The sequence below is a fragment of the Novosphingobium sp. 1529 genome (genome assembly GCF_040544855.1).
GTDB classification, from domain to species: Bacteria; Pseudomonadota; Alphaproteobacteria; order Sphingomonadales; family Sphingomonadaceae; genus Novosphingobium; species Novosphingobium capsulatum.
Genome location: NZ_JBEPKW010000001.1, coordinates 674933 through 695865 on the forward strand (window position 1 = coordinate 674933; position 20933 = coordinate 695865).

A 20933-nucleotide genomic window follows, 5' to 3' on the forward strand; every position below is an offset into this window, starting at 1 on the left:
TTAGTCCGTAAATGGCCTAGATCCGGTCGGCCTGGGCCACCGCATCGCTGGCGCGCAAGGCGCTGACGATGCGGGTAAGGTGCGCCAGATCGCGCACCTCCAGATCGACCAGATAGGTGTGGAACGGGTTTTCGCGCTGAGTCATTTCCAGGTTGACCACGTTGGCGTGGTTTTTGGCAAATATCCCCGCCATTTCGGCCAGTGTACCAGGGCGGTTATACAGCTCGGCGCGCAAGCGGCCTACCGCACCATCGGTGCGCTTGTCCCACGACAGGTCGATCCAGTCGGCGTCCACACCATCGGCCAGCTTCTCGCAATCGATCGCGTGCACTTCCACGCCCTTGCCCGGGCGGCGCAGGCCGACGATGCGATCGCCGGGCACCGGGTGGCAGCATTCGGCCAGCTTGAACGCCATGCCCGGCGTCAGGCCGCGCACGGCGATGGCGCGCTGCTGGCGCGGCCAATCCTCCGGGTTGGGCAGGTTGGCGGTGCTGCCGGGCACCAGCGCTTCCATCACCTGGCGATCGTCCAGCTTGGCCGAGCCGATCGCCACCATGAGGTCTTCTTCACTGTTGAATTTCAGGCGTTTGATCGCATCGGCCAGGGCTTTCTTGCCCACTTGGGTCGGCAGCCGCTCGGTGATTTCCTCATAGAGCTTGCGGCCGATCAGGGCCACTTCGGCGCGTTCCTTTTGCCGCACGGCGCGGCGGATGGCGGCGCGCGCCTTGCCCGTCACGGCAAAGCCCAGCCACGACAGTTGCGGCTCGGAATTGCGGCTCTTGATGATTTCCACCACGTCACCATTGCCCAGCGGCGTGCGCAGCGGCACATGGCGGCCGTTGATCTTGGCGCCCACCGCCGCCCCGCCCAGGTTGGTGTGCACGGCAAAGGCAAAGTCGATCGGCGTGGCGCCCTTGGGCAGCTGGAACAGCGCGCCCTTGGGAGTGAAGGCAAAGATACGATCCTGGTAGATCGCCATCTTGGTGTTTTCCAGCAGCTCGTCAGGATCGTGGCTGGCGTCAAGAATTTCGACAAGGTCGCGCAGCCAGCCAACCTGGCCATCGGGCTCCCCACCCTGCTTGTAGGCCCAGTGCGCGGCCAGACCATATTCGTTGCGATGGTGCATCTCGCGCGTCTTGAGCTGCACCTCCACCCGGCGCGCGTTGTTGTAGATCAGCGAGGTATGCAGGCTTTTATAGCCGTTGATCTTGGGCGTGGAGATATAGTCCTTGAACCGCCCGGGGATCATTTGCCAGGTCTGGTGCAACACGCCCAGCGCCTTGTAGCAATCGCCCACATCGTCAACCAGCACGCGAAACGCCATGATGTCGGAAATCTGTTCGAACGACACATGCCGCTCGGCCATCTTCTTCCAGATCGAATAGGGATGCTTTTCGCGGCCGGCCACTTCCACGCGCAGGCCCGCCTCGGCCAGGGCCTGCTTGATCGACAGGGCAATGTCCCCCACCTCGCCCCCGCCCTCGCTGCGGATGGCGGCCAGGCGGCCGGTGATCGTGGCATAGGCCTCGGGCTCCAGCTGCTCGAACGCAAGCAGCTGCATTTCCCGCATATATTCATACATGCCCACGCGCTGGGCGAGCGGGGCATAGATTTCCATCGTCTCACGCGCGATGCGGCGGCGCTTGTCCTCGCTCTTGATGAAATGCAAGGTGCGCATGTTGTGCAGCCGGTCGGCCAGCTTGACCAGCAGCACGCGCAGATCCTCGCTCATGGCGAGGAGGAACTTGCGCAGGTTTTCGGCCGCGCGCTCGCTTTCCGTCATCGTCTCGATCTTGGAAAGCTTGGTCACCCCATCGACCAGCCGCGCCACATCGGGCCCGAACAGCCGCTCGATCTCGTCCACCGTGGCGAGGGTATCCTCCACCGTATCGTGGAGCAGGGCGGTAACGATGGTTTCCTGATCGAGCTTGAGCTCGGTCATCAGGCCCGCCACCTCCACCGGGTGGGAGAAATAGGGATCCCCGCTGGCACGCTTCTGCGTCCCGTGCTTCTGCACGGTATAGACATAGGCACGGTTGAGCATGGCCTCGTCCGCCTGGGGAGCATAGGCCAGCACACGTTCGACAAGTTCATATTGGCGGAGCATTACCCGCCCTAAATGGGGGAAAAATGCGGCCTAGGGCAAGGGGAAAGGCTGGGGAATTTTGGCGATGAGTGTGATCGGAGGTGTGGGAGAGGGCCACGTGGTCGGCTGGGGTAGCGACCTCAGATCGTAAGCGCCGCCCTGGGCTAGACAGGCCGATACTTACCGCTGACGCCCGCGAGACGTGCGCCGAGCGCAGACTACATACATCATACTGCCCCCTATTCCTACGAAAAGCTCGGTAAGTGATGCACAAGCGGAGCAATCTTATCATAGGATGATATAGCCAAAGCACCCAAGCCTGCAATCACGTCGCCGCCTTCCTTGACGTTCTTCAGCCAGCCGACCACCGTTTCAACCTTGCTCTTCGTCGGTGAGGCGATTGCTTCGTTCACAATCGCAATGCCGTGAGCAGAGCCCTCCGGCGCATTCGCCGCTTCCAATTCCTGCCTCAGTTGCTCCAGCAATGGTTTTACCTTTGCCTGCGCTTCCGCCGCCGATACAATCTGAACCGAGCCACTATTTCCAATGCCAGAGTTTGAGATACCGCCGGCGTTTACCGGTCCATTAAAGTTTTGCGTATTCATCGTCGGCCTCATCATGCTAGCGAATAAGTCGGGATCGTTCATTTGAAATGTTATGCGGCGCATCTCCAGCGATACAGCGTCGTCCCGGTTCGCTGCTTCCAGCCGTGACCGTAACACCGACCCACCTGCAGCGTCCCGGTAAGCTTTCATCACTTCTTCATAGTAAGCAGAGCTTTTGGTGACGTGGGTTGCCATGTGCTCAAGCAACCGATCGCGCACGGCAGGATCGCGTTCATCAACAAACCAGTCGGCGACCGTGACGTCCAGCGAGTCGTAGTAAATGTCACGCAAGCCGATCGCAACACCCTCCCTCACCTCAGGATGTACGCTCTCAGATGCTTCAACGATAGCATCATAATGCGCTATGGCTTTCGAGCCATCCTTGGTGAGAGTCCGGTAAGCCCAGCCCTGGACATTCGGGGGCAGTTGCGAGAATTGTGATGGAGGCACGCGAACATGGTCTAGGCCAAGGTCAGGATGCTCGACGGTTGCCCAAAAGGAATACTGCGACACGATTGGATCAGGATGCAGGTTCAGATCACCAATCACATCTGAGACTGGGAACCTTCCCGAGAAGAGCGTATTTGGAGCCTTCTTCAACCCGATCAACAACGTCGCAGACCGCAATTGGCCGTGAGTAGCTTGATCGATATCTAGGCGGACTGCGGCCAGCTCTGCCCGAAATCCATCGGTTTGCTGACCCAGCGCCATCAAAGCGCTGGCGTCTAAGCAAACCTCAGCCTCTTTGAGGATTACAAGCAGGTCATCCTTGGAAAGTAAGTTGGCAAGCGTGGTAAGCCCGGCCTCAAAAATTTCTGGATCATTCCGGTTATCTTTCCAAGGGCCTATCATCAATGGAACGTCAGCGGCTTCACCTAATTGAGCGAGCGCATTAAACGACCATCGACGCACCTTGCTGTCACGATCGACCAACGACGTGAGGATCAGCGCCTTCATCGCTCTTGGCGCGGCCAGCCGCCCCCCCTGCCGATATAGGCTGCAAAGTCGTTGAAGGCCTTGCTTACGAACGACGGGGGAATCGGCCATCAGGGCCGCCTCGATAAAGGCAGCTTCTTGCGGCGTTATTCGAGTGCGCCTTCTTTTTGTCCGCGCCCCCCCTGCCACGGTTAACCTGATGCCATCGCCAAGTGGCGCGCTTCAGATAGGATCGCCTGTGACCAAGGGTCAAAGTCTTCGCAGTGATTCGGTGGCGACCGTAAGTCTAACCACTCAAGATCGTTGATGGCGAGTCGCTTACTTATGGGGTCTAGCCAGTCGGGACATGAGAAAGCAACGACAGCGAGAAGATCGCTGGATAGATGGCTTTCAGGGTACAGAAACGCCTCAAGCCTCGATCGCTCGCTGAGTAGCGGCCACAACTCTCGTTCTTGAAGATCGAGATCAGTTGCCAACGCCTTTACGCCACTGCTTACAATTCCATGGTCTGTGCGCTCGAAAAGGCTCAGATCGTCATCAATCACTGGTGTGTAGAACCCGATCGTTCGACGATGCATGAAAGTATCTCGATTCTCGCGATAATGTCCCTGCCGATAAGTTAAGACGCAACCCGAGCGAATTACAAGCATGAATGCCCAAACCACCACCTCGTCCAAGCCGCGCTGCGGCGCGCTGGTTGCATAGTGAAAACTGCCGTGCTCGATCAGATTTAAAATGGCGGAGGTGTCTATCGCATACAAACCGCGCCGAGCGTTCTCTAGTTCACTGCGATGAAAAGCCAGCGACCGCTTCTGTGCAAGATTTCTACGCCGCCGCCGGGCGACGATAGGCCTTCGCAACTCTTCAGGAATCGTTTCGTCATCAGCCAGTTCTCGCAGCAAAAAGCGGCCCGGCGCTGTGCGGTAGAAGCGGCTTGCCTCCCTTTGGTGGAGAATATCCTCGCTTAATCGCGCACCAAGGGTCTTGTGCTGTGTGAGTCCACGAAGATGCGGGGGCGCCATGCCATGCTCGTAAGCCGACCGCAGTATTTGGTGCGCGCTCAACGGACGCCTCACTCGGCGAAGCACATCTTCGGCAAGGGTAAGATACGCGTCCATGTTAGCTATGCAAGCCGCACGGAGATGGTCGTCTCCATCACGATACAACCTGAGAACGAACGACGGTAGACAACGGACTCTCCGAATCCGGGATGGTGACCACGGATGTTTTGGAGCTTAACCGGTAAAAACCGTGTCCACAACACCAGTGCCTCACCATAGCCGGTCCTTTCACGCTCCCGCATCACCAAATGACGTTCTCTCACTTCCGGTTCCCTGTGCGGCCTGGCGGATTTCCCCCTTAGTCATCCGGCTCATGTCTGCATTTCGGTCAAATGAAATTCCGGGGACAGTGAATTCCGGGGGTAGCCTATCGAATTCCCAGTCCCTCACCCCAAAACCGGCACCTGCGGCGCCTCATCCCCAAGCAGCCCCCGCCCGCGCGGGTCGGGGAAGACTTCGACGAAGCGCGCGTAAGGCACGAACCCCTGCGCCATGTAGAACGGCAGCGCCTGGTGACCGTCCAGCGTGCAGGTGTGCACCCACACCCGCGCCACGCTGTCGTGGCTCCAGGCCTTTTGCAGGGCGCGGCGCATCAGCCATTTGCCGAAGCCTTTGCCGGTGGCGCCGGGGATCAGGCCGAAGAAGGCGATTTCCGCTTCGCCGGCCTGGCGGAAATCCAGCTCCAGCATGCCCACTTCCACCCCGGCGCGGTCGGCCACGGCATAGACTTCGACCTGGGGATCGTGGACGATCGCGGTGAGCGCCGCGTCGTCCAGCGCCAGGCGCGACCACCACAGCCATTTGGCGCCAACGCGGCGATAGAGCAGGCGGTACTTGGCCGGGTCTGGCGCTTTCCAGCGCACCAATTGCAGCGGCACGTCGGCCTCGGGCACCAGGCGTTTGAGGCTGGGCGGCGGGCTGCGCATCTCGAGCGCGGTTACCACCGCCGCCAGGTCGCCCGGCGCCAGGGCGTGAAACCCGCTGGCCAGCGGGGCGCCCGTTTCGGCAATGGCCATGGCGTCAGCTCCACACCGCGCGGGGCGGCAGGCTCATCAGGATGGCGTCGATATTGCCGCCGGTCTTGAGGCCGAACAGTGTGCCGCGATCGTGCACCAGGTTGAATTCGGCATAGCGGCCGCGCCATTCCAGCATCTGCAATTCGTCTGCCGCGGTGAAATCCTGGTTCATCCGCCGCCGCACCAGGCGCGGATAGATGTCGAGGAATGCCTCGCCCACCGCCTGGGTAAAGGCCAGGTTGGCGTCGAACCCGGCGTCGTCGGCGCATTCGAGGTGATCGTAGAAAATGCCGCCCACGCCGCGGTGCACCTTGCGGTGGGGGATATAGAAATAGTCATCGGCCCAGGCCTTGAAGCGCGGGTAATAGGCCGGATCGTGCGCGTCGCAGGCCGCCTGGAAGCGGGCGTGGAAATCGGCAGTATCCTGGTCATAGGGCAGCGGCGGATTGAGATCGCCGCCACCGCCGAACCAGGCCTTGCGCGTAGTGAGGAAGCGGGTGTTCATGTGCACGGCGGGCACATGCGGATTGGCCATGTGCGCTACCAGGCTGATGCCGGTGGCGGTAAAGCCCGGATTATCGGGATCGGCGCCGTTGATGGTGCGGGCAAATTCCGGGCTGAACGCGCCCTGCACGGTGGAGACGTTGACGCCGACCTTTTCGAACACCTTGCCTTTCATCAGGCCCTGCACGCCGCCGCCGCCGTTTTCCACCGGCTCGCCCTCGTGCTCGCGGTTCCATGGGGTATAGGTAAAGCGGGCGTCGCTGCCGGCCTCGCGCTCGATGCTTTCGAATGCGGCACAGATCTGGTCGCGCAGCGATTCGAACCAGGCGCGGGCGCGTGCGGTGTGGGGTGTCCAGTCGGTCATGCCATCTCCCATGGGCCAGCCAGCGCCCAAGCCAACCGCTTGCCAAATCGGCGGGCCTGCGGCAAGGGGAAGGCATGGTTCCCCTTTCGTTCGCCCCCTTTCAGTTTGCCGGCCAGGAGTGGCTGCTCGGCCCGGCGCGGGCGCTGGCCTGGCCAGAGGAGCAGGCCCTGCTGGTGGCCGATCTTCACCTGGAAAAGGCCAGCTGGTTTGCGCGCACCGGGCAGATGCTGCCCCCCTATGACAGCCGCGAAACGCTCGATCGGCTGGCCACGCTGGTGCGGCATACCGGGGCGCGGCGGGTGTTCTGCCTGGGCGACAATTTCCACGATGCCCATGGCCCGACGCGGCTTGACCCTGGCGCGGCAGAGCGGCTGGCCGCGCTGGTGCGCGTAGTGGACTGGGTGTGGATCACCGGAAACCATGACGAGAAAGACGGTGCCCCGGCCGATGACCTGATCGGCGGCACGATGCTGCGCGAGGTGATGGTGCGCGGCGTGATGCTGCGGCACGAGGCGCATGGGCAGGAAGCCGCACCGGAACTGTCGGGCCACTTTCACCCGCGCCTGCGCGTGGCGGCGCGTGGCCGCACGGTCAGCCGGCCTTGCGCGGTGATGAGCGAGCGCAAGCTGATCCTGCCCGCGTTCGGCGCGCTGACCGGGGGCCTGGATGCCGCGCATCCCGCGCTGCTCAAGGCGATGCAACCGGCGCGCAGCATTACCGCGCTGGTGCCCACGGCGGCGCGTGTGGCCCATTTCCCACTATGGCAGGCCGCTGCGGCTTGAAAGCAGGCGCCCGGCCGCCCAGATATGCCCGAAGGCTCTTTATCTGCGGCGCTGTTGTGATATGAGCGCGCCTTGAGTCCTTTCCATGACTCGCACCCGGATCAACATCAGGAGATAGCACTATAGCTCCCCCACCCCGGCGCATGTTGGCGCCCCCCGTCAAGAGCGGCCCTCGCTTCAACCAGATGATCAACGTGCCCAAGGTGCGCGTGATCGATGAAAACGGCGAGAATCTTGGCGTGATGTACACGCGTGAAGCGATCGACCAGGCAGCCGAAGTCGGCTTGGACCTGGTTGAAGTCTCGCCCAACGCCGATCCGCCGGTGTGCAAGTTCCTCGACGTGGGCAAGTTCCGCTACGAGGCGCAGAAAAAGGCCAACCTTGCCCGCAAGAGCCAGAAGACGCAGGAGATCAAGGAGATCAAGATGCGTCCGAATATCGATGATCACGACTATGACGTGAAGATGCGCAACGTGCATCGCTTCATCGAGGATGGCGACAAGGTGAAGGTGACGCTGCGTTTCCGTGGCCGCGAGCTTTCGCATCAGCAGCTGGGCATGAACCTGCTCAAGCGCGTGCAGGAAGATGTGGCCGAAATCGCCAAGATCGAAGCCTTCCCCCGCATGGAAGGCCGCCAGATGCTGATGGTGCTCGCCCCCAAGGGCTGAACCGTTCCAGCCTCGGCTTGATGAAAAAGGGCGCGCCCGCCGGGTGCGCCCTTTTTCGTGGGCGCGATTTTCGTGGCAGCAACGCAGGATTTGTTGCGGATCATGACAGGCAGGCGTGCGTTAGGCGGCGATGAACAGGGCCGCCACCGCCGGTTCAGGCAAGGCCGCCCATGGGTTATGCCGGGACGCGCAACGAAAGTGACACGCCATGCTGACATTTCGCAAGACGATAAGCATCGCCGCGGCCAGCGCGTTGGCCCTGGGCGTTGCCGCCTGCAACCATTCCGCCTCCACACCCGACGCTGATCCATCCGCCCAGGCCAGCAATGGCCTGCCCGCGCTGCCCGCGGCGGTGCCGCTGCAGGCCGGCGCGGCCACGGCCATGGCCCCGGCCCCAGCGGTACAGGCCCTGCCGATCCAGAACCGGGTGCGCGTGGCGCGCGTCGCCAACCAGCGCGATGCCTATGCCTATCTCGATCGCGCCGAAGGGGTGACCCGCGCGATCGGCGATGCCCCGCCGGATTATTCCTATGACGATGGCGGGGTAAATCCCTGGGTGTGGCAGACCAGCCTGGGCGATCGCCGCTATGCCGAGCCGGTCGATGGCGGCTATCGCTATTATTACTACCAGGCGGATTCCGATACGCCCTACCTCGTGCGCGATCCGCAATACAGCTATGCCTATTCGGGGCCACAGCTGGTTGCCGTCTATGACGATCGCGGCGATCTGCTGCCGCCCGACGATTATGAAACTCGCGTCGATTACGCCTCGCGCTATTATGATCGCGCGGCCTATCTGGCGCAGCTGTCGCAAGAGCGCGAGCATCGCGGCGTGATTGCCGCCAACTGGGCCGCGCGCCGCGCGGAAATCGCGGCGCAGCAGGCGCAGTGGTCGCAAGACATGGCCCAGCAGGCCGAATGGCAGGCCTATCACCAGGAACACGAGGCGCAGGAGCGCGCGCAGTGGCAACAGGAAGCCCAGCGCCGCGCGATGGAAGCACAGCAGTTTGCCGCGTGGCAGCAGGTTGGCTTCATGGCGCCCCCGCCGCGCCCGGTGGTCTATAGCCCGCCACCGCCCCCGCCGCAGCAGCGGCCGTATGGCTGGTTCTCCAACTGGTTCGGCAACGATCGCCAGCGGCAGGAGCAGCAGCGCCAGCAGGCGGCCTTTGCCCAGCAGCAACAGGCCATGGCCCAGCAGGCCGCATTCCAGCGCGCGCGCCAGCAGGCAGCGATGCAGCAACAGCAACAGCAGTTCATGCAGCAGCGCCAGCAGCAGCAGCTCTTTGCACAACAGCGCGCGCAACAGCAGTCGCAGCAGGCCGCCATGCAGCGCGCCCAGATGCAGGTGGCGCAACAGCGCGCGCAGCAAGCGGCCATGCAACATGCCTCGATGCAGCAGGCAGCGATGCAGCACGCACAGATGCAGCGCATGGCCCAGCAGCAGGCCCAGCAACAGGCAGCCGCCCGCGCGGCAAACCAGCGCGCGCAGATGATGCAACAGCAGCAGGCCCGTCGCGCGCAGGAACAGCAGATGGCCGCACAGCATCAGGCTGCGGCGCAGGCCCAGCGTGCCCAAGCCCAGGCGCAACGGGCGCAAGAGCAAGCCCAGCGCGCGCAGGCAATGCAGGCTGAGCACGCCCAGGCCCAACAACGCGCCATGGCACAGCAAGCGCAGCAGCGGCAGATGCAGCAGCAGCGCGCGCAGGAAATGGCCCAGCAACGCCAGGCCCAAGCCCAGGCCCGCGAACAGGCGCAGGCGCAAGCGGCGCAGCATCGCGAGGAAGCTATGGCCCGCGCCCAGCAGATGCAGGCGCAGCGTGCCCAGGCACAGGCCCAGCACCAGGCGCAAATGGCCGCGCAGCATCAGGCCGAACAGGAACGCGCCATGGCCGCCCGCGCCCACCACGAGGGCGGCCACCCGGGTTGACCCCCTTGCTAGCCCTGCCGCAGCCGCCCCACCGGCGCTGCGCGCAGGGCTAGCAGGGCCTAGCCGGCGCGGTTGAGCACGGCGGTGATCGTGATGCGCACGTCGTCACTCACGAACGGGGCAAATTTGGTCATCCCGAATTCGGAGCGGTGTACCACGCCCGAAGCATTGACCGCGAGGCCCGCACCGGGCGCGGCGCCTGCCGGATCGGCAAAGGTCGCATCGAGCAGCAAGGGGCGGGTGACGCCGTGCATCGTCACTTCCCCCTCGATCCGCGCGGCGTTCGGTCCGGTCGGCACCAGCCTGCGGCCCAGAAAGCGGATCGTGGGATAATGCGCCACGTCGAACAGGCCGGGGCCTTTGAGTTCATCGTCAAACGTGCCGTCTTGCGTGGCGATGGCCGTGGCGGGCATCACCACGTCGAGCGCCATGGTTTCGAGGTTGGCCGGATCGAGCATGATCGTGCCACTGGCGCCGGGCACGGTGCCCTCCACATGGTTGACGCCCAGATAGCGCACTTTGAACCGCGCCACCGTCTGCGCCGGGTCGACGACATAGCGCCCGGCTGGCAGGCTTTGCAGCATGGCCGGCAAGGCCGGGGCAGCCACGGCGGCGGCAGGTGCTTGGGCCAGCGCCAGGCTGCCGGGCAACACTGCGGCGGAACTGGCAAGGGCCAGGACAAGGGCAATGCGATTGCGGCACGTCATGGCACATGCTTCTCCCAGCGGGGGTGGATGGCCCGTGGCTGTGCCAAAGCCATCCTGACTGCCTGATGTATGCACCGGCCGGCAGGCAAGGCCGGCGGCGCCATATTCAGACGTGCTCCTCATCCTCTGACAGCGCCGCCCCCTGCACGGCCCATTCGCCCAGCGTTACGTAATCCACCTTGCCCGTTCCCAGCACCGGCAAAGCCTCCAGCACGCGGATTTCGCGCGGAATGGCCAACTCTGCCGCGCCTTGTTGCCGCCCCCACTGCTGCAAGGCGCGCAAGGTGGCATCGGCCTGGGTGGTGAACAGCACCAGTTGCTCTCCCTTGCGCGCATCGGGGCGAGTGACCACGGCATGGGAACCCTGCGGCCACAGCCCGCCCGCCAGCGCCTCCACCGCCGGCAAGGACACCATCTCGCCGCCGATCTTGGCAAAGCGCTTGGCCCGGCCGCGAATGGTGACGAATCCTTCGGCATCGATGGTGACGATATCGCCGGTATCGTGCCAACCATCCGCTGGCGGTTGCAACGCGGCAGGCTGCGCGGGCAGGAAATAGCCAGCCATGACATTGGGCCCGCGCACATAAAGGCGCGCCCCTTCGGCAATGCCGGGCACCGGCTCCAGTCGCGTCTCGATCCCGGGCAGCAGGCGGCCGACGGTGCCGGCGCGGAAGTGCATCGGCGTGTTGACCGCGATCACCGGCGCACACTCGGTGGCGCCATAGCCTTCAAGGATGCGCAGGCCGAACTTGTCGGCCCAGGTACGCCGGGTTTCGTCCTTCACCTTTTCCGCCCCGGCAAAGACATAGCGCAGCGCATAGAAATCATAGGTATGGGCCATGCGGGCATAGCCGGCCAGGAACGTATCGGTGCCGAACATGATCGTGGCATTGGCGTCATAGGCGAGCGCCGGCACGATGCGATAGTGCAGCGGGCTGGGATACATCACCACGCGAATGCCGTTAAGCAGCGGCAGCAGCGTGCCGCCGGTCAGCCCGAACGAGTGGAACACCGGCAGCGCGTTGAGCACCACATCGGCACTGTTGAAATCGATCCGCGCCGAAAGCTGGGCACAGTTGGCCAGCAGGTTGCGGTGCGACAGCACGACGCCCTTGGGCAGCCCTTCCGACCCGCTGGTGAACAGAATCACCGCCGCCGCGTCCGCATCGATCCGCCGCCGCGCATGGGCGCGGGCCAGCCGGCCAACCCGCAACAGCGCCCAGAGCTTTTCGCCCGCGCCGATGGTGGCCCCGATATCCTCGAGATAGCGCACGGTGATGCCATCGCTTTCCAGCGCGGCAATCACCTCTTCCAGCTTGGCCTGGGCCACGAACGCGCGCGCTGTCACCACCGTGCGCACCGCCGCCGTGGCACAGGCCGAACGCATGGCCGCCGCGCCCACGGTGAAATTGAGCATTGCCGGCACGCGGCCGATCGCCTGCAGGGCAAAGAACGCCGCCATCGCGCCGTTGACGTTGGGCATCAGAAGGCCCACCGCCTCGCCCACGGCCGTGCCCTGGTCCAACCGCTTGCCGAGGAGGCCAGCGCCCACCAGCAGCTTGTCATAGCTGAGCGCCACGCGCTTGATGTCTTCGAGCACGCGGGTCTTGCCGCCATGCAGGCGGCGCGCCTCGGCCAGGGCGGCAAACAGCGTGGTCTGCGTGTCTGACGTGGCAAAGATCATGCCGCTCATCTCGTCATAGAGGCGGCGGCCTGCCTCGGCCCGGCGGGCGCGCGCCGTCATCTCACCGTCGATGGCAAAGCGGCGCGGCGGCAGCACGGTGAGCGAAACCTTGGGGAACCAGCGCAGCTTTACTTTGCCCTTGAGATAGGAAAACGGCGAGAACTGCGGGCCATCCAGGCGCACCGGGATGATCGGCGCATTGGCCTTGTCGGCCACCATCCCCGGCCCGTCGAACACTTTCATCAAGGCGCCGGTCACCGTGATGCGGCCTTCGGGAAAGATCACCAGGCACGCGCCATCGCGCACCGTGCGCACCATCGCCTTGGCCGCCATGGGATTGGTGGGATCGACCGGAAAGGCCTTGAACAGCTTGAGGAACGGCTGGATCCACCAAGACTTGGCGATCGCGGTGTGGACGGCAAAGGTTGGCTTGCCCGGCAGGAACGCGCCGAGCAGCACGCCATCCAGGAACGACAGGTGGTTGACCACCACCACCGCCCCCTCGCCCGCGCGCGGCATGTGTTCAAGGCCCTGCACCTCTACGCGATAGAGCACCTTGAGCGTCAGGCGGATCACGTCCTTGAACAGCGTTTCGGGCAGCAGCCACACGCTGGCCAGCGCCACGGCGAGCGTGGCAAAGCCCAGCACGCCGATCAGATCGGGCACGTCCACGCCCAGCGCCAGCAGGCCAGCCACGACCAGCACCACCGCCACGGTGAGCGCGGCATTGACCACGTTGTTGGCCGCGATCAGGCGCGAGCACTGCTCCACCGGGCTTTTCACCTGGATGATGGCGTACAGCGGCACGATGAACATGCCGCCGGAAAAGGCGATCACGCCCAGGTCAATCAGAATGTGCCAGGCCCCGTCGGTCGCCAGGAACTGCCCGATCGAGGCACCGGCCACTTCCACCGAAAAGCCGCTGGCGGCAATCCACAGGTCGATCAGTCCGGCCGCCAGGCCCAGCGCGGAAAGCGGCACCCACCGCGCCGATACTTCGCCCTTGAGCAGCAGGTTGACGCAGACCGAACCGGCCGCGATCGCCAGCGAGAACACAATCAGGAACAGCGTGGCAACGTCTTGGCGCGCCGCCAGCGTGCCGCTGACCAGCGGGGCAAATTCCGAAACCAGCACGGCGCCGGCGGCAAAGAACCAGCTGGTGCCCAGGATCGCGCCCCACACCGGGCGAATGGCGCGGGCATCGTCGAGAATGGCCATGGTGCCGCGCCACAGGTTCCAGTCCAGCCGCTCGACCGAGCGGCCTGCGGGCGCCGCCGGCACGGCCAGGCTCGCCAGGAAGCCCACCAGCGCCAGCGCGGTCAGCGCCAAGCCCGCCAGATGCGAGGGCATCACCCCGGCCAGCAATTGCCCGCCAAGAATGGCCAGGAACGTGCCGCCCTCGATCAGGCCGGTGCCGCCCATGATCTCGTCCCCGCGCAAATGCTGGGGCAGGATCGAATACTTGACCGGGCCAAACAGCGTGGAATGCAGCCCCATCAGGAACAGCGCGGCCAGCAGCAGCGGCACCGAGAGCAGCCAGAAACCGGCCATGGCCACCGCCATTATCGCAAGTTCGGCCCCCTTTATCCAGCGCACCAGGCGCGCCTTGTCCATGCCATCGGCCAGTTGCCCGGCCAGCGCGGAAAACAGGAAATAGGGCAGGATGAACAGGCCGGTGGCCACTGCCGCCAGCATCTTGGCCTTGTCGGGCGCGGCGGCGTAGAGGCCGAAGTTGGCCAGAAACAGCAGCGCGAATTTCAACAGGTTGTCGTTGAACGCGCCCAGGAACTGCACCACGAAAATCGGCCCGAACCGGCGTGTGCCCAACAGCCCGATATCAGATTTCGCCATGCGCCTTTACCCCGTCTGCGCTGCCCCGGCCCGTGCTTGGCCGGCAACAGCTTAAGGATTGCCGAATGTTACCCGTTCACGCCGCGACTCACCGGCGGTGGCCCAGTACCTCCCACAGAATTATACATCGTTCAATTAAATAATTAGACGGTGTTCATTTTCTCGGTTAAAGCAGTCGGCATGGGCCGCCGATCAGATCATACCCGCGAAGAGCTGCACGCCATGATCGTGCGCGAGGGGCATCGCCAGCTTTCCGAAGTGGGCTTTGCCCGCTTTTCCGCGCGCGAGGTGGCCAAGCGCATCGGCTATTCGATTGGTACGATCTACAACGTCATGGGCAGCCTGGATGCGCTGATGCTGGCCATCAATGGCCACACGCTCGATCTGTGGCGCGCCGCGCTGGAAGATCGGCTGGCGGGGCAAAGCGAAAACCGCCTGGCCCAGGCGATCGCCGCCTATTTCGATTTTGCCAGCCACCATCGCCACGCCTGGACCGCGCTCTACGATTTCCGCCTGCCGGAAAACGAGGTGCCGCCACCCGATTACACCGCCCGCGTCACCGCGATCACCGATGTCGTGGTGCGCGAAGTGGCCGCCGCCCTGCCCCCCGCCCGGCGGGCAGAGGCCCAGCCCTTGGCGCGCTCGCTCTTGGCAACGGTGCACGGTCACTGCTTCTTCGCGCTCAACGGCACGTTCCGCCTGCTGGGTGAAACCGATCCGCTTGCTGCCGCCCTCGCCCGCGTGGAAGACGCCATCAGCGCGCACTGAGTGGCGCCCGCGCGCTGGACAGCACCATGATCGCCCGCCACACTCCAGGCCGGACGGGGGCAATGGCAGACATCAGGCAGGGCAGCGAATCGGCATTCTCGCATGGCGCCAACAGCGTGCTGGGTTCACCTTTGCGGCTGCTGGCGGGCACGCTGCTTTATGTCGTGGCGCTGTTTGCGGTGTCGACGATGGGCTATGTCCGCGCCGGCTGGCCGCTGGGCGATGCCGCCTACATGGTGCTGCTGACGATCTTTTCGGTCGGCTATGGCGAAGTGCGGCCGATCGATGGCACGTTCCTGCGGCTGTGGACGACGATGACGATCGTGCTGGGCTGCACCGGGATGATCGTGCTGACCGGCGCGCTCGTCCAGGTCTTCACCCTGTTCCAGTTCCGCCGCCTTCTGGGGCTTGATCGCATGCACACCGAAATCGAACGTCTGAACGGGCACACCATCATCTGCGGTTATGGCCGCATCGGCGTGCAACTGGCCAAGGCCCTGGCCGAAGCAGGCCACCCGTTCCTCGTGCTGGAACGCTCCCCCGCCAAGGCCGAAGAAGCGCGCAGCCATGGCTGCCTGACCCTGGTGGGAGAGGCGACGCTGGAAGAAACGCTCAAGGAAGCCGGCATCACCCGGGCCAAGGTTCTGGCCACGGTGCTACCCGACGATGCCGCCAACGTGTTCATCACCCTCTCGGCCCGCAATCTCAATCCCGCCGTGCAGATCATCGCCCGGGGCGAGGCGCCGTCCACCGAAAGCAAGCTGTTCCACGCCGGCGCAGACAAGGTCGTGCTGCCCACCCACATCGGGGCCGAGCGCATCACCGAGTTGATCCTCTATCCCGCCACCGGTGCGGCGATGGGGGAAAACAGCCCGATGGGCGATGTAAAGCGCAAGCTGCACGATTTCGGGCTGGACCTGGAAGTGGTGACCTGCCCGGCCAAGGGCGCGCTGACCGGCGCCAGCGTGGGCGAGGCAGAGCGGCGCGGCAACGGCGCCTATTTCATCGTCCAGATCGATCGCGCCGGTGGCCAGCAGATCCAGCACCCCGGCGAAGACGTGCGGATCGAGGCCGGCGACCGCATCCTGCTGGTCGTGCGCGGCAGCCGCCTTTCGGCTGGCGCCGTGTTCCACGCTCCGGCCCGACCGGTGAAGCACGGCCGCACCCTGGTGCGATGAACGCGGCGCAACTGCGAATGCAAGAATGGCAATTGCTGCGCCCCGTGGCGCTGGGCAGGAGCGCGGCTCTGCCATGTCCGATCCCGCCCCCGCCCCTCTTGCCACGCGGCCAGTCATGAGGCGCCGCCCCGACAGCATGCTGCGCTGGGTGGCACGGCGGCTCGAACTGCGCTCGTTCGGGCTTGTCCCCGAGCATTTCGACCTGGCCGAGGGGCTGCGCGCCGCGCTGGCGGTGGGCGCGCCGCTGACGCTGGCTCTGGCCAGCGGGCTATCCGTGCTGGGCTGGTCGGTCTTCGCGGCATTCTGGACCTGCCTGTGCGATGCCCCGGCACCCGATGCGGTGCGGCGGCGCATGCTGGGCACGTTCCTGGGCGCGGGCACGGCCATGGCCTTTGCCGGCAGTGCGCTCGCCGCGCTCTGGCCCATGGCGGGACTGCTATTGGGGCCCATCCTGGTGTTTGCCGTGCTGCTGGCCTGCGGGCGCATTGCCTATGGCGGGTTGCTCGGCACGCTGCTCGGCGTGGTGGCAGTGGTCGCCGTGGGCTTTCCGCAGGGGCTGCACCTCGCCGGCGCGCAGGCCTTGGCCTTTCTCGCCGGGGCGACATGGGCCTTTCTGCTGATCACGCTGCTCTGGCCGATCGATGCGCTGCGCCCGCTGGTGCGCGCCAGCGATGCCGTGATCGTGCGCCTGCTCGACATGGCCGAAAGCCTCGTCAGCCTGGGTGAGGGCCCGCACCGCGATGGCGCCTGGCACAGCGAACATGCCGAGCATCGCCGCACCGTGCGCCTGGCGGTAGAGCGGCTGCGCAGCCTGCTCGATCGCTATGCCGTACAGACCACCGGCCTTGCCCCCCATCACCAGGCGCTGGCCACGGCCGAAACCCTGTTTGGCGCGCTGATCGCACTGGACCAGGGCTTTATCGAGCAGGTCGGTGCGGCGCGCGAGCGGCTGGCCGTGGCGCGGGCCTGCCGCACCGCGCTGCTCGCCTGGATGCACGACCGCGCCATGCCGCCCGGCATCGCGGAACCTGCCGCCCTGCCCTGGGCACTGCGCCGCCTGCACGCCCTGGCCTGCGGGCTGCGCGATGACCTATGCGCCGGCTGCACCCTGGCCATGGCCCAGGCCTTTGCCGCCCCCGTCCCACCCGCCGCACCGCTGCCGTCAGCGGGCGGTGTGCTGCGCGCCCGCCCCCTGTCGCGCGCGGCGGTGCAACAGGCCCTGCGGCAGACCGCCGGGCTGGTGGCGGTCTATGCCGCCGCGCTCACCTTTGGACTGGGCTATCCCTATTGGGCAGCGATGGCGGTCGTCGTCGTCCTGCAAGGCGGGGTTCGCGTCACCTGGGCGCGCTGCCTCGAACGCATTTTGGGCAGTGTGCTGGGCGGGCTCTTCGCCTCGGCCCTGCTGCTGCTCGGCGGGGCGGAAACCGTGCCACTCGCCTGCCTCGCCACGCTGCTGGCCGGCGTGGCGATTGCCCTGCGCGCGGTGAATTATACCGTGTTCGTCGTGTTCCTGACGATGCTGTTCGTGATTGTCACGGCCATGCTCCATCCCGGCGAAGGCATTGCCGCGGCGCGGATGATCGACAATGTCATCGGCAGCCTGGCGGCCCTGCTCGCGGTCTTCCTGCTGTGGCCCGATTTCGGCGCGTCCTTGCCCGGGCGCATCGCCGAAGGCATTGCCGCCAACCGCGCCTATTTCGACGCGGTCAGCGCCGCCCGCCCCTTTGCCGAGATCGAAACGGTGCGTCGAGCGGCTGGCCTCGCCAGCATCGAGGCCGAAACCGCGCTGCACGATCTGGGTGGCCTGATCAACCGCACCAGCGGCGCGATGGCCCATGCCCAGGGACTGGGCACCTTGCGCATGCTGGCGGGCGCGGCGGCGATGGCCTGGCACCGCCGCCTGGGCGAAAACCGCAGCGTTTAAGCTCTGCGCGGCTTAGCCGTGGGCGCCGAAGTAGTTGGCCACGGCCACGGCCACGCGCAGGTTGAGCGCGTGGGCCCGCTCGATCGGGTCGATGAAGCGGGCGCGGATCGCGCCATAATCTTCGCCCTCATGATCGGGAAAGTCGCTCGGCTCGTCCACGCTGAAATCGGCCACGTGCGGCATCGCCACCGGATAGGCCCGGCGCAACTGCGCCAGTGCATCGTCCACGCGCAGCGACAGCACCATTTCCAGCACGTCGTCGCGGCTCACGTCGTTGGAACGGGAGAACGGCGGCACCTGCACCGCGCGCAGGAACATGTGCATCAGCAGCGACAGGCGCACGGCCTGTAGCAGGCCGATATTGCGCCGCTCGGCATCGACCACCGGATCGCGCCCGGAGGGCATGCCCGGCACCAACGCGAGCAGGCGGTGCAGCTTCATCCAGTCCACCCGCAGGCGCGAGGTCAGGCGGCGGAACACGCCCGAACGATCGTCCTTGGTCAGGTATTCGGCCAGGGCCATGCACGCTGCTTCCAGCGCGGTTTCAGTGCCGCGATAGGGCCGGCTGGCCCAATAGGCGGAATTGAACAGCTCGCCATAGGCGGCCACCGTCTTGATCGAGGCCAGGCCATTGGCCGCGCGCAGCAGGCGCACCAGTTGGTTGCCCCGGTCAGACTGGCCGAGGAGTTCGGCAATCGCCTCCATCTCGTCACCAGCCGCCGTGCCCGCGCCGGCGATCACGTTCACCGGATAGCCGATCTGCTGCAGGATGGCGTTGTGCGGGATCGCGCGGATCTGGCGCAGGCTCATCGAGCGGTCAGCCGAAATGTCGGACTGGCGGCGCGAGACGCGGCTGCCCGTGGGCGTCAGCATGCCCAGGCCGAACGCGGTCACCGCGCGGGCATAAGTCGCGCTTTTCAGGTGATCGCGCTGCACGCGGCGGATCGCGCGATAGAAATCGAGGCTGAGATCGGTGCGATCATAGAACGGATCGCGCGATGCCGGCGCCGTGAACGCCACTTCGGCTTCGGCGATGCGGGCCAGCGTGGCCAGCGCCAGTTCGTCGTTGCGGAAGAACAGATAGCCATCGCCGCCTTGGAAACTGGCTTCGGCTTCCAGCGCGATGCCCGCCTTGGCAAAGCGGCGGCGCGCCCAGCGGCTGAGCGGCCAGGTCAGGCGATCGGCAAAGCCGGCGGGATGCGCGCCGCGCCCCATGGATTCGCCGTGGGTGTCAAACACCAGGGCGGCCACATCGGCCAGCCCGTTGTTGGTCATCGCTTCAGCCAGGCGGCCTTGCAGGCGCTCGATCGCGAGCGCGGCCGGCAGCTGGCCGATAAAGCGCCCGGCGTCGGAAAAGCCGGTCTGGATCGACACGCGGCCGCGGCGGCGCACGTAATCGCGATAGGCTTCTTCGGCCAGCAGCGCTTCGAGGAAGCGGCCGCCATGTTCCAGCGCGGTTTCGGTTTCGAACAAGGGCGAAACGTCGACCTTGTCATCGATGCCGAACAGCTTGGCGAAATAGAGCGCGGCCAGCACGGTCTGCGGCTGTTCGCATTCGGCGATCAGCATGCGGATCGGCGCATCGGCATCGATATGGTGCAGGATCTGCGCCATCGCCAGGAACTGGCGGATCGCGGTGCTGGTCTCGATCGCCAGCGCGGCAAAGTTGACGCGCAGCGGCTTGACCTCGGCCAGCAGCTCGCGCAGCCGCGAGATCGCGCTCTTGCTGGCGATGTCGAGCGTGCCTTCCGGGTCAATCCGGCGGCGCAAGGCATTGTGAAGCTGCGAGGAATTCACGCGGAAGTGGATCCACCCCATGCCCAGGCCATCGGCGCGCATGGCGCCGGCCAGGGTGGCCAGGCCCACCGCCAGATCGCCATCCTCGGCCCCGGCCGCATCGGCTTCGAGCGTCTCGATCAGCGGCGTCAGGCTCAGCAGCTTGGCCGGATCGTCGGCCGTCATGCGGTTGGCGGCAGCGGCCAGCGCTTCGGGCGTATCGAGCGGGCGGGAAAACAGCTCCGCCATGTCAGAGGCATGGATCTGCGCCGCATCAAGCGTGGCGATCAGCGCATGATCGGGCGCCAGGCCAGCCAGGCTGGCACGATAGGTGCCCAGGCGCCGTGCCTTTTCGCGCAGGCGGAACGCGATCGAGGTGTGCCAGCCGATGTCGGTGCGGCCATCCATGTCATAGCCGACCCAGGTGGCAAAGCGGAACGGCAGCGGGCGGAAATCGAGCCAGCGGCCCGGCCAGCGCTGGCGGGCGTGCGAGAGCAGCGTGGCGTTGATGCGGTCGCGCGCGCGGCCGGCCCGCTCGATCGCGTTGCACACCTCAAGGTGTTCGAATTCCAGCGTGATCTTGGGGCCGTGGGCCGGCAGCGCGCAGACCGTGGAGGCCAGCGGATCGTCGGCCAGCGCGGCGGTGGCCACGGCATCGGCCTGCGCCGGGTTGAGCAGGAACGTGGGATGGGCGGTAAACACGCCGTGCAGCAGCGGCTTTTCCCAGCGGGCGCGGAACTGGCTGAAGCCGTCTTCCTCGTCCAGCAGGGCCGCGATGCGTGACAGGTTTTCCTGCGGATCGGTGGGCGCCACCAAGCGGCGCAGGCGTCCAGCGCGGCTTTGCAAGGCCTCGCATTCCAGCTCGGCCACCAGGCCTTCCATGTCGTCGAGCGACAGGGCGCCGGTTTCCAGATCGCGCGACAGATCGTGGCTCAGCTGGAAAACCGGATTGAACAGCGGCGTTTCAGACGTCCGTTCATGCAGCTTGCGCAAACGGTCCCTAAGCTTTGCGACGGTCTTCATCTGCCGTTTCCCCCCTGCTGGCCTTGCTGCGCCATCCGGCTTTCCTGTCGAGCGAACTTTCCTGCCCGCCACC

The 20933-nt window shown here is 65.4% G+C and carries 14 protein-coding genes; 6 read left to right on the top strand and 8 right to left on the bottom strand.

Annotated features, from left to right (window positions below; translation table 11 throughout):
- Positions 1 to 16 precede the first annotated feature (16 nt).
- From ABIC78_RS03010 to hemF, 5 genes are all read right to left on the bottom strand, one after another.
- Positions 17 to 2107: a RelA/SpoT family protein gene (locus tag ABIC78_RS03010; protein WP_054130459.1), complete on the bottom strand. Its 2091-nt coding sequence runs from the start codon at positions 2105 to 2107 to the stop codon at positions 17 to 19.
- Between the two features lie 224 nt (positions 2108 to 2331).
- Entirely contained in the window at positions 2332 to 3738 is a 1407-nt protein-coding gene (locus ABIC78_RS03015) for a hypothetical protein (RefSeq protein WP_354487760.1), read from the bottom strand.
- Positions 3739 to 3818: 80 nt separating this feature from the next.
- Positions 3819 to 4745, bottom strand: a complete 927-nt coding sequence (locus ABIC78_RS03020) for an HTH domain-containing protein (protein WP_354487762.1) — start codon at positions 4743 to 4745, stop codon at positions 3819 to 3821.
- A gap of 329 nt (positions 4746 to 5074) precedes the next feature.
- A complete protein-coding gene (locus ABIC78_RS03025; protein ID WP_354487764.1) occupies positions 5075 to 5704 on the bottom strand; it encodes a GNAT family N-acetyltransferase in 630 nt (209 codons plus the stop codon).
- A 4-nt stretch (positions 5705 to 5708) separates the two neighbouring features.
- The gene (gene hemF / locus ABIC78_RS03030; protein WP_169041149.1) at positions 5709 to 6572 is read right to left on the bottom strand and encodes an oxygen-dependent coproporphyrinogen oxidase; all 864 of its coding nucleotides are present in this window, start codon (positions 6570 to 6572) and stop codon (positions 5709 to 5711) included.
- A gap of 74 nt (positions 6573 to 6646) precedes the next feature.
- On the opposite strand from hemF, the gene pdeM reads away from it, so the two are divergent.
- The 3 genes from pdeM to ABIC78_RS03045 all read left to right on the top strand — a co-directional run bounded on the left by pdeM (position 6647) and on the right by ABIC78_RS03045 (position 9949).
- Positions 6647 to 7354, top strand: coding sequence for a ligase-associated DNA damage response endonuclease PdeM (pdeM, locus tag ABIC78_RS03035; RefSeq protein WP_354487766.1), 708 nt, complete (start codon positions 6647 to 6649; stop codon positions 7352 to 7354).
- A gap of 143 nt (positions 7355 to 7497) precedes the next feature.
- Entirely contained in the window at positions 7498 to 8022 is a 525-nt protein-coding gene (gene infC, locus ABIC78_RS03040; protein WP_022677304.1) for a translation initiation factor IF-3, read from the top strand.
- A gap of 208 nt (positions 8023 to 8230) precedes the next feature.
- A complete protein-coding gene (locus ABIC78_RS03045) occupies positions 8231 to 9949 on the top strand; it encodes a hypothetical protein (RefSeq protein WP_354487769.1) in 1719 nt (572 codons plus the stop codon).
- A 59-nt stretch (positions 9950 to 10008) separates the two neighbouring features.
- Here the strand turns inward: ABIC78_RS03045 and ABIC78_RS03050 are convergent, their stop codons facing one another.
- Positions 10009 to 10656 (bottom strand): YceI family protein, encoded by a 648-nt coding sequence (locus ABIC78_RS03050; protein ID WP_169049012.1) that lies wholly within the window; start codon positions 10654 to 10656, stop codon positions 10009 to 10011.
- 106 nt (positions 10657 to 10762) lie between these two features.
- Entirely contained in the window at positions 10763 to 14191 is a 3429-nt protein-coding gene (locus ABIC78_RS03055; RefSeq protein WP_354487771.1) for an acyl-[ACP]--phospholipid O-acyltransferase, read from the bottom strand.
- A 180-nt stretch (positions 14192 to 14371) separates the two neighbouring features.
- Here ABIC78_RS03055 and ABIC78_RS03060 point away from each other — a divergent pair, with 180 nt between their 5' ends.
- From ABIC78_RS03060 to ABIC78_RS03070, 3 genes are all read left to right on the top strand, one after another.
- Positions 14372 to 14959 (top strand): TetR/AcrR family transcriptional regulator, encoded by a 588-nt coding sequence (locus tag ABIC78_RS03060; RefSeq protein WP_022677308.1) that lies wholly within the window; start codon positions 14372 to 14374, stop codon positions 14957 to 14959.
- Between the two features lie 62 nt (positions 14960 to 15021).
- Positions 15022 to 16137, top strand: a complete 1116-nt coding sequence (locus tag ABIC78_RS03065) for a potassium channel family protein (RefSeq protein ID WP_354487773.1) — start codon at positions 15022 to 15024, stop codon at positions 16135 to 16137.
- A 73-nt stretch (positions 16138 to 16210) separates the two neighbouring features.
- The gene (locus ABIC78_RS03070; RefSeq protein WP_354487775.1) at positions 16211 to 18061 is read left to right on the top strand and encodes an FUSC family protein; all 1851 of its coding nucleotides are present in this window, start codon (positions 16211 to 16213) and stop codon (positions 18059 to 18061) included.
- 12 nt (positions 18062 to 18073) lie between these two features.
- Here ABIC78_RS03070 and ABIC78_RS03075 read toward each other — a convergent pair whose 3' ends face one another.
- Entirely contained in the window at positions 18074 to 20860 is a 2787-nt protein-coding gene (locus ABIC78_RS03075; RefSeq protein WP_354487777.1) for a phosphoenolpyruvate carboxylase, read from the bottom strand.
- Positions 20861 to 20933: the final 73 nt, after the last annotated feature.

Bases quoted from the DNA above. Each gene is read 5' to 3' on its own strand.
- ABIC78_RS03010 (WP_054130459.1), bottom strand. From the start codon at position 2,107: ATGCTCCGCCAATATGAACTTGTCGAACGTGTGCTGGCCTATGCTCCC.
- ABIC78_RS03015 (WP_354487760.1), bottom strand. From the start codon at position 3,738: ATGGCCGATTCCCCCGTCGTTCGTAAGCAAGGCCTTCAACGACTTTGC.
- ABIC78_RS03020 (WP_354487762.1), bottom strand. From the start codon at position 4,745: ATGGACGCGTATCTTACCCTTGCCGAAGATGTGCTTCGCCGAGTGAGG.
- ABIC78_RS03025 (WP_354487764.1), bottom strand. From the start codon at position 5,704: ATGGCCATTGCCGAAACGGGCGCCCCGCTGGCCAGCGGGTTTCACGCC.
- hemF (WP_169041149.1), bottom strand. From the start codon at position 6,572: ATGACCGACTGGACACCCCACACCGCACGCGCCCGCGCCTGGTTCGAA.
- pdeM (WP_354487766.1), top strand. From the start codon at position 6,647: ATGGTTCCCCTTTCGTTCGCCCCCTTTCAGTTTGCCGGCCAGGAGTGG.
- infC (WP_022677304.1), top strand. From the start codon at position 7,498: ATGTTGGCGCCCCCCGTCAAGAGCGGCCCTCGCTTCAACCAGATGATC.
- ABIC78_RS03045 (WP_354487769.1), top strand. From the start codon at position 8,231: ATGCTGACATTTCGCAAGACGATAAGCATCGCCGCGGCCAGCGCGTTG.
- ABIC78_RS03050 (WP_169049012.1), bottom strand. From the start codon at position 10,656: ATGACGTGCCGCAATCGCATTGCCCTTGTCCTGGCCCTTGCCAGTTCC.
- ABIC78_RS03055 (WP_354487771.1), bottom strand. From the start codon at position 14,191: ATGGCGAAATCTGATATCGGGCTGTTGGGCACACGCCGGTTCGGGCCG.
- ABIC78_RS03060 (WP_022677308.1), top strand. From the start codon at position 14,372: ATGGGCCGCCGATCAGATCATACCCGCGAAGAGCTGCACGCCATGATC.
- ABIC78_RS03065 (WP_354487773.1), top strand. From the start codon at position 15,022: ATGGCAGACATCAGGCAGGGCAGCGAATCGGCATTCTCGCATGGCGCC.
- ABIC78_RS03070 (WP_354487775.1), top strand. From the start codon at position 16,211: ATGTCCGATCCCGCCCCCGCCCCTCTTGCCACGCGGCCAGTCATGAGG.
- ABIC78_RS03075 (WP_354487777.1), bottom strand. From the start codon at position 20,860: ATGAAGACCGTCGCAAAGCTTAGGGACCGTTTGCGCAAGCTGCATGAA.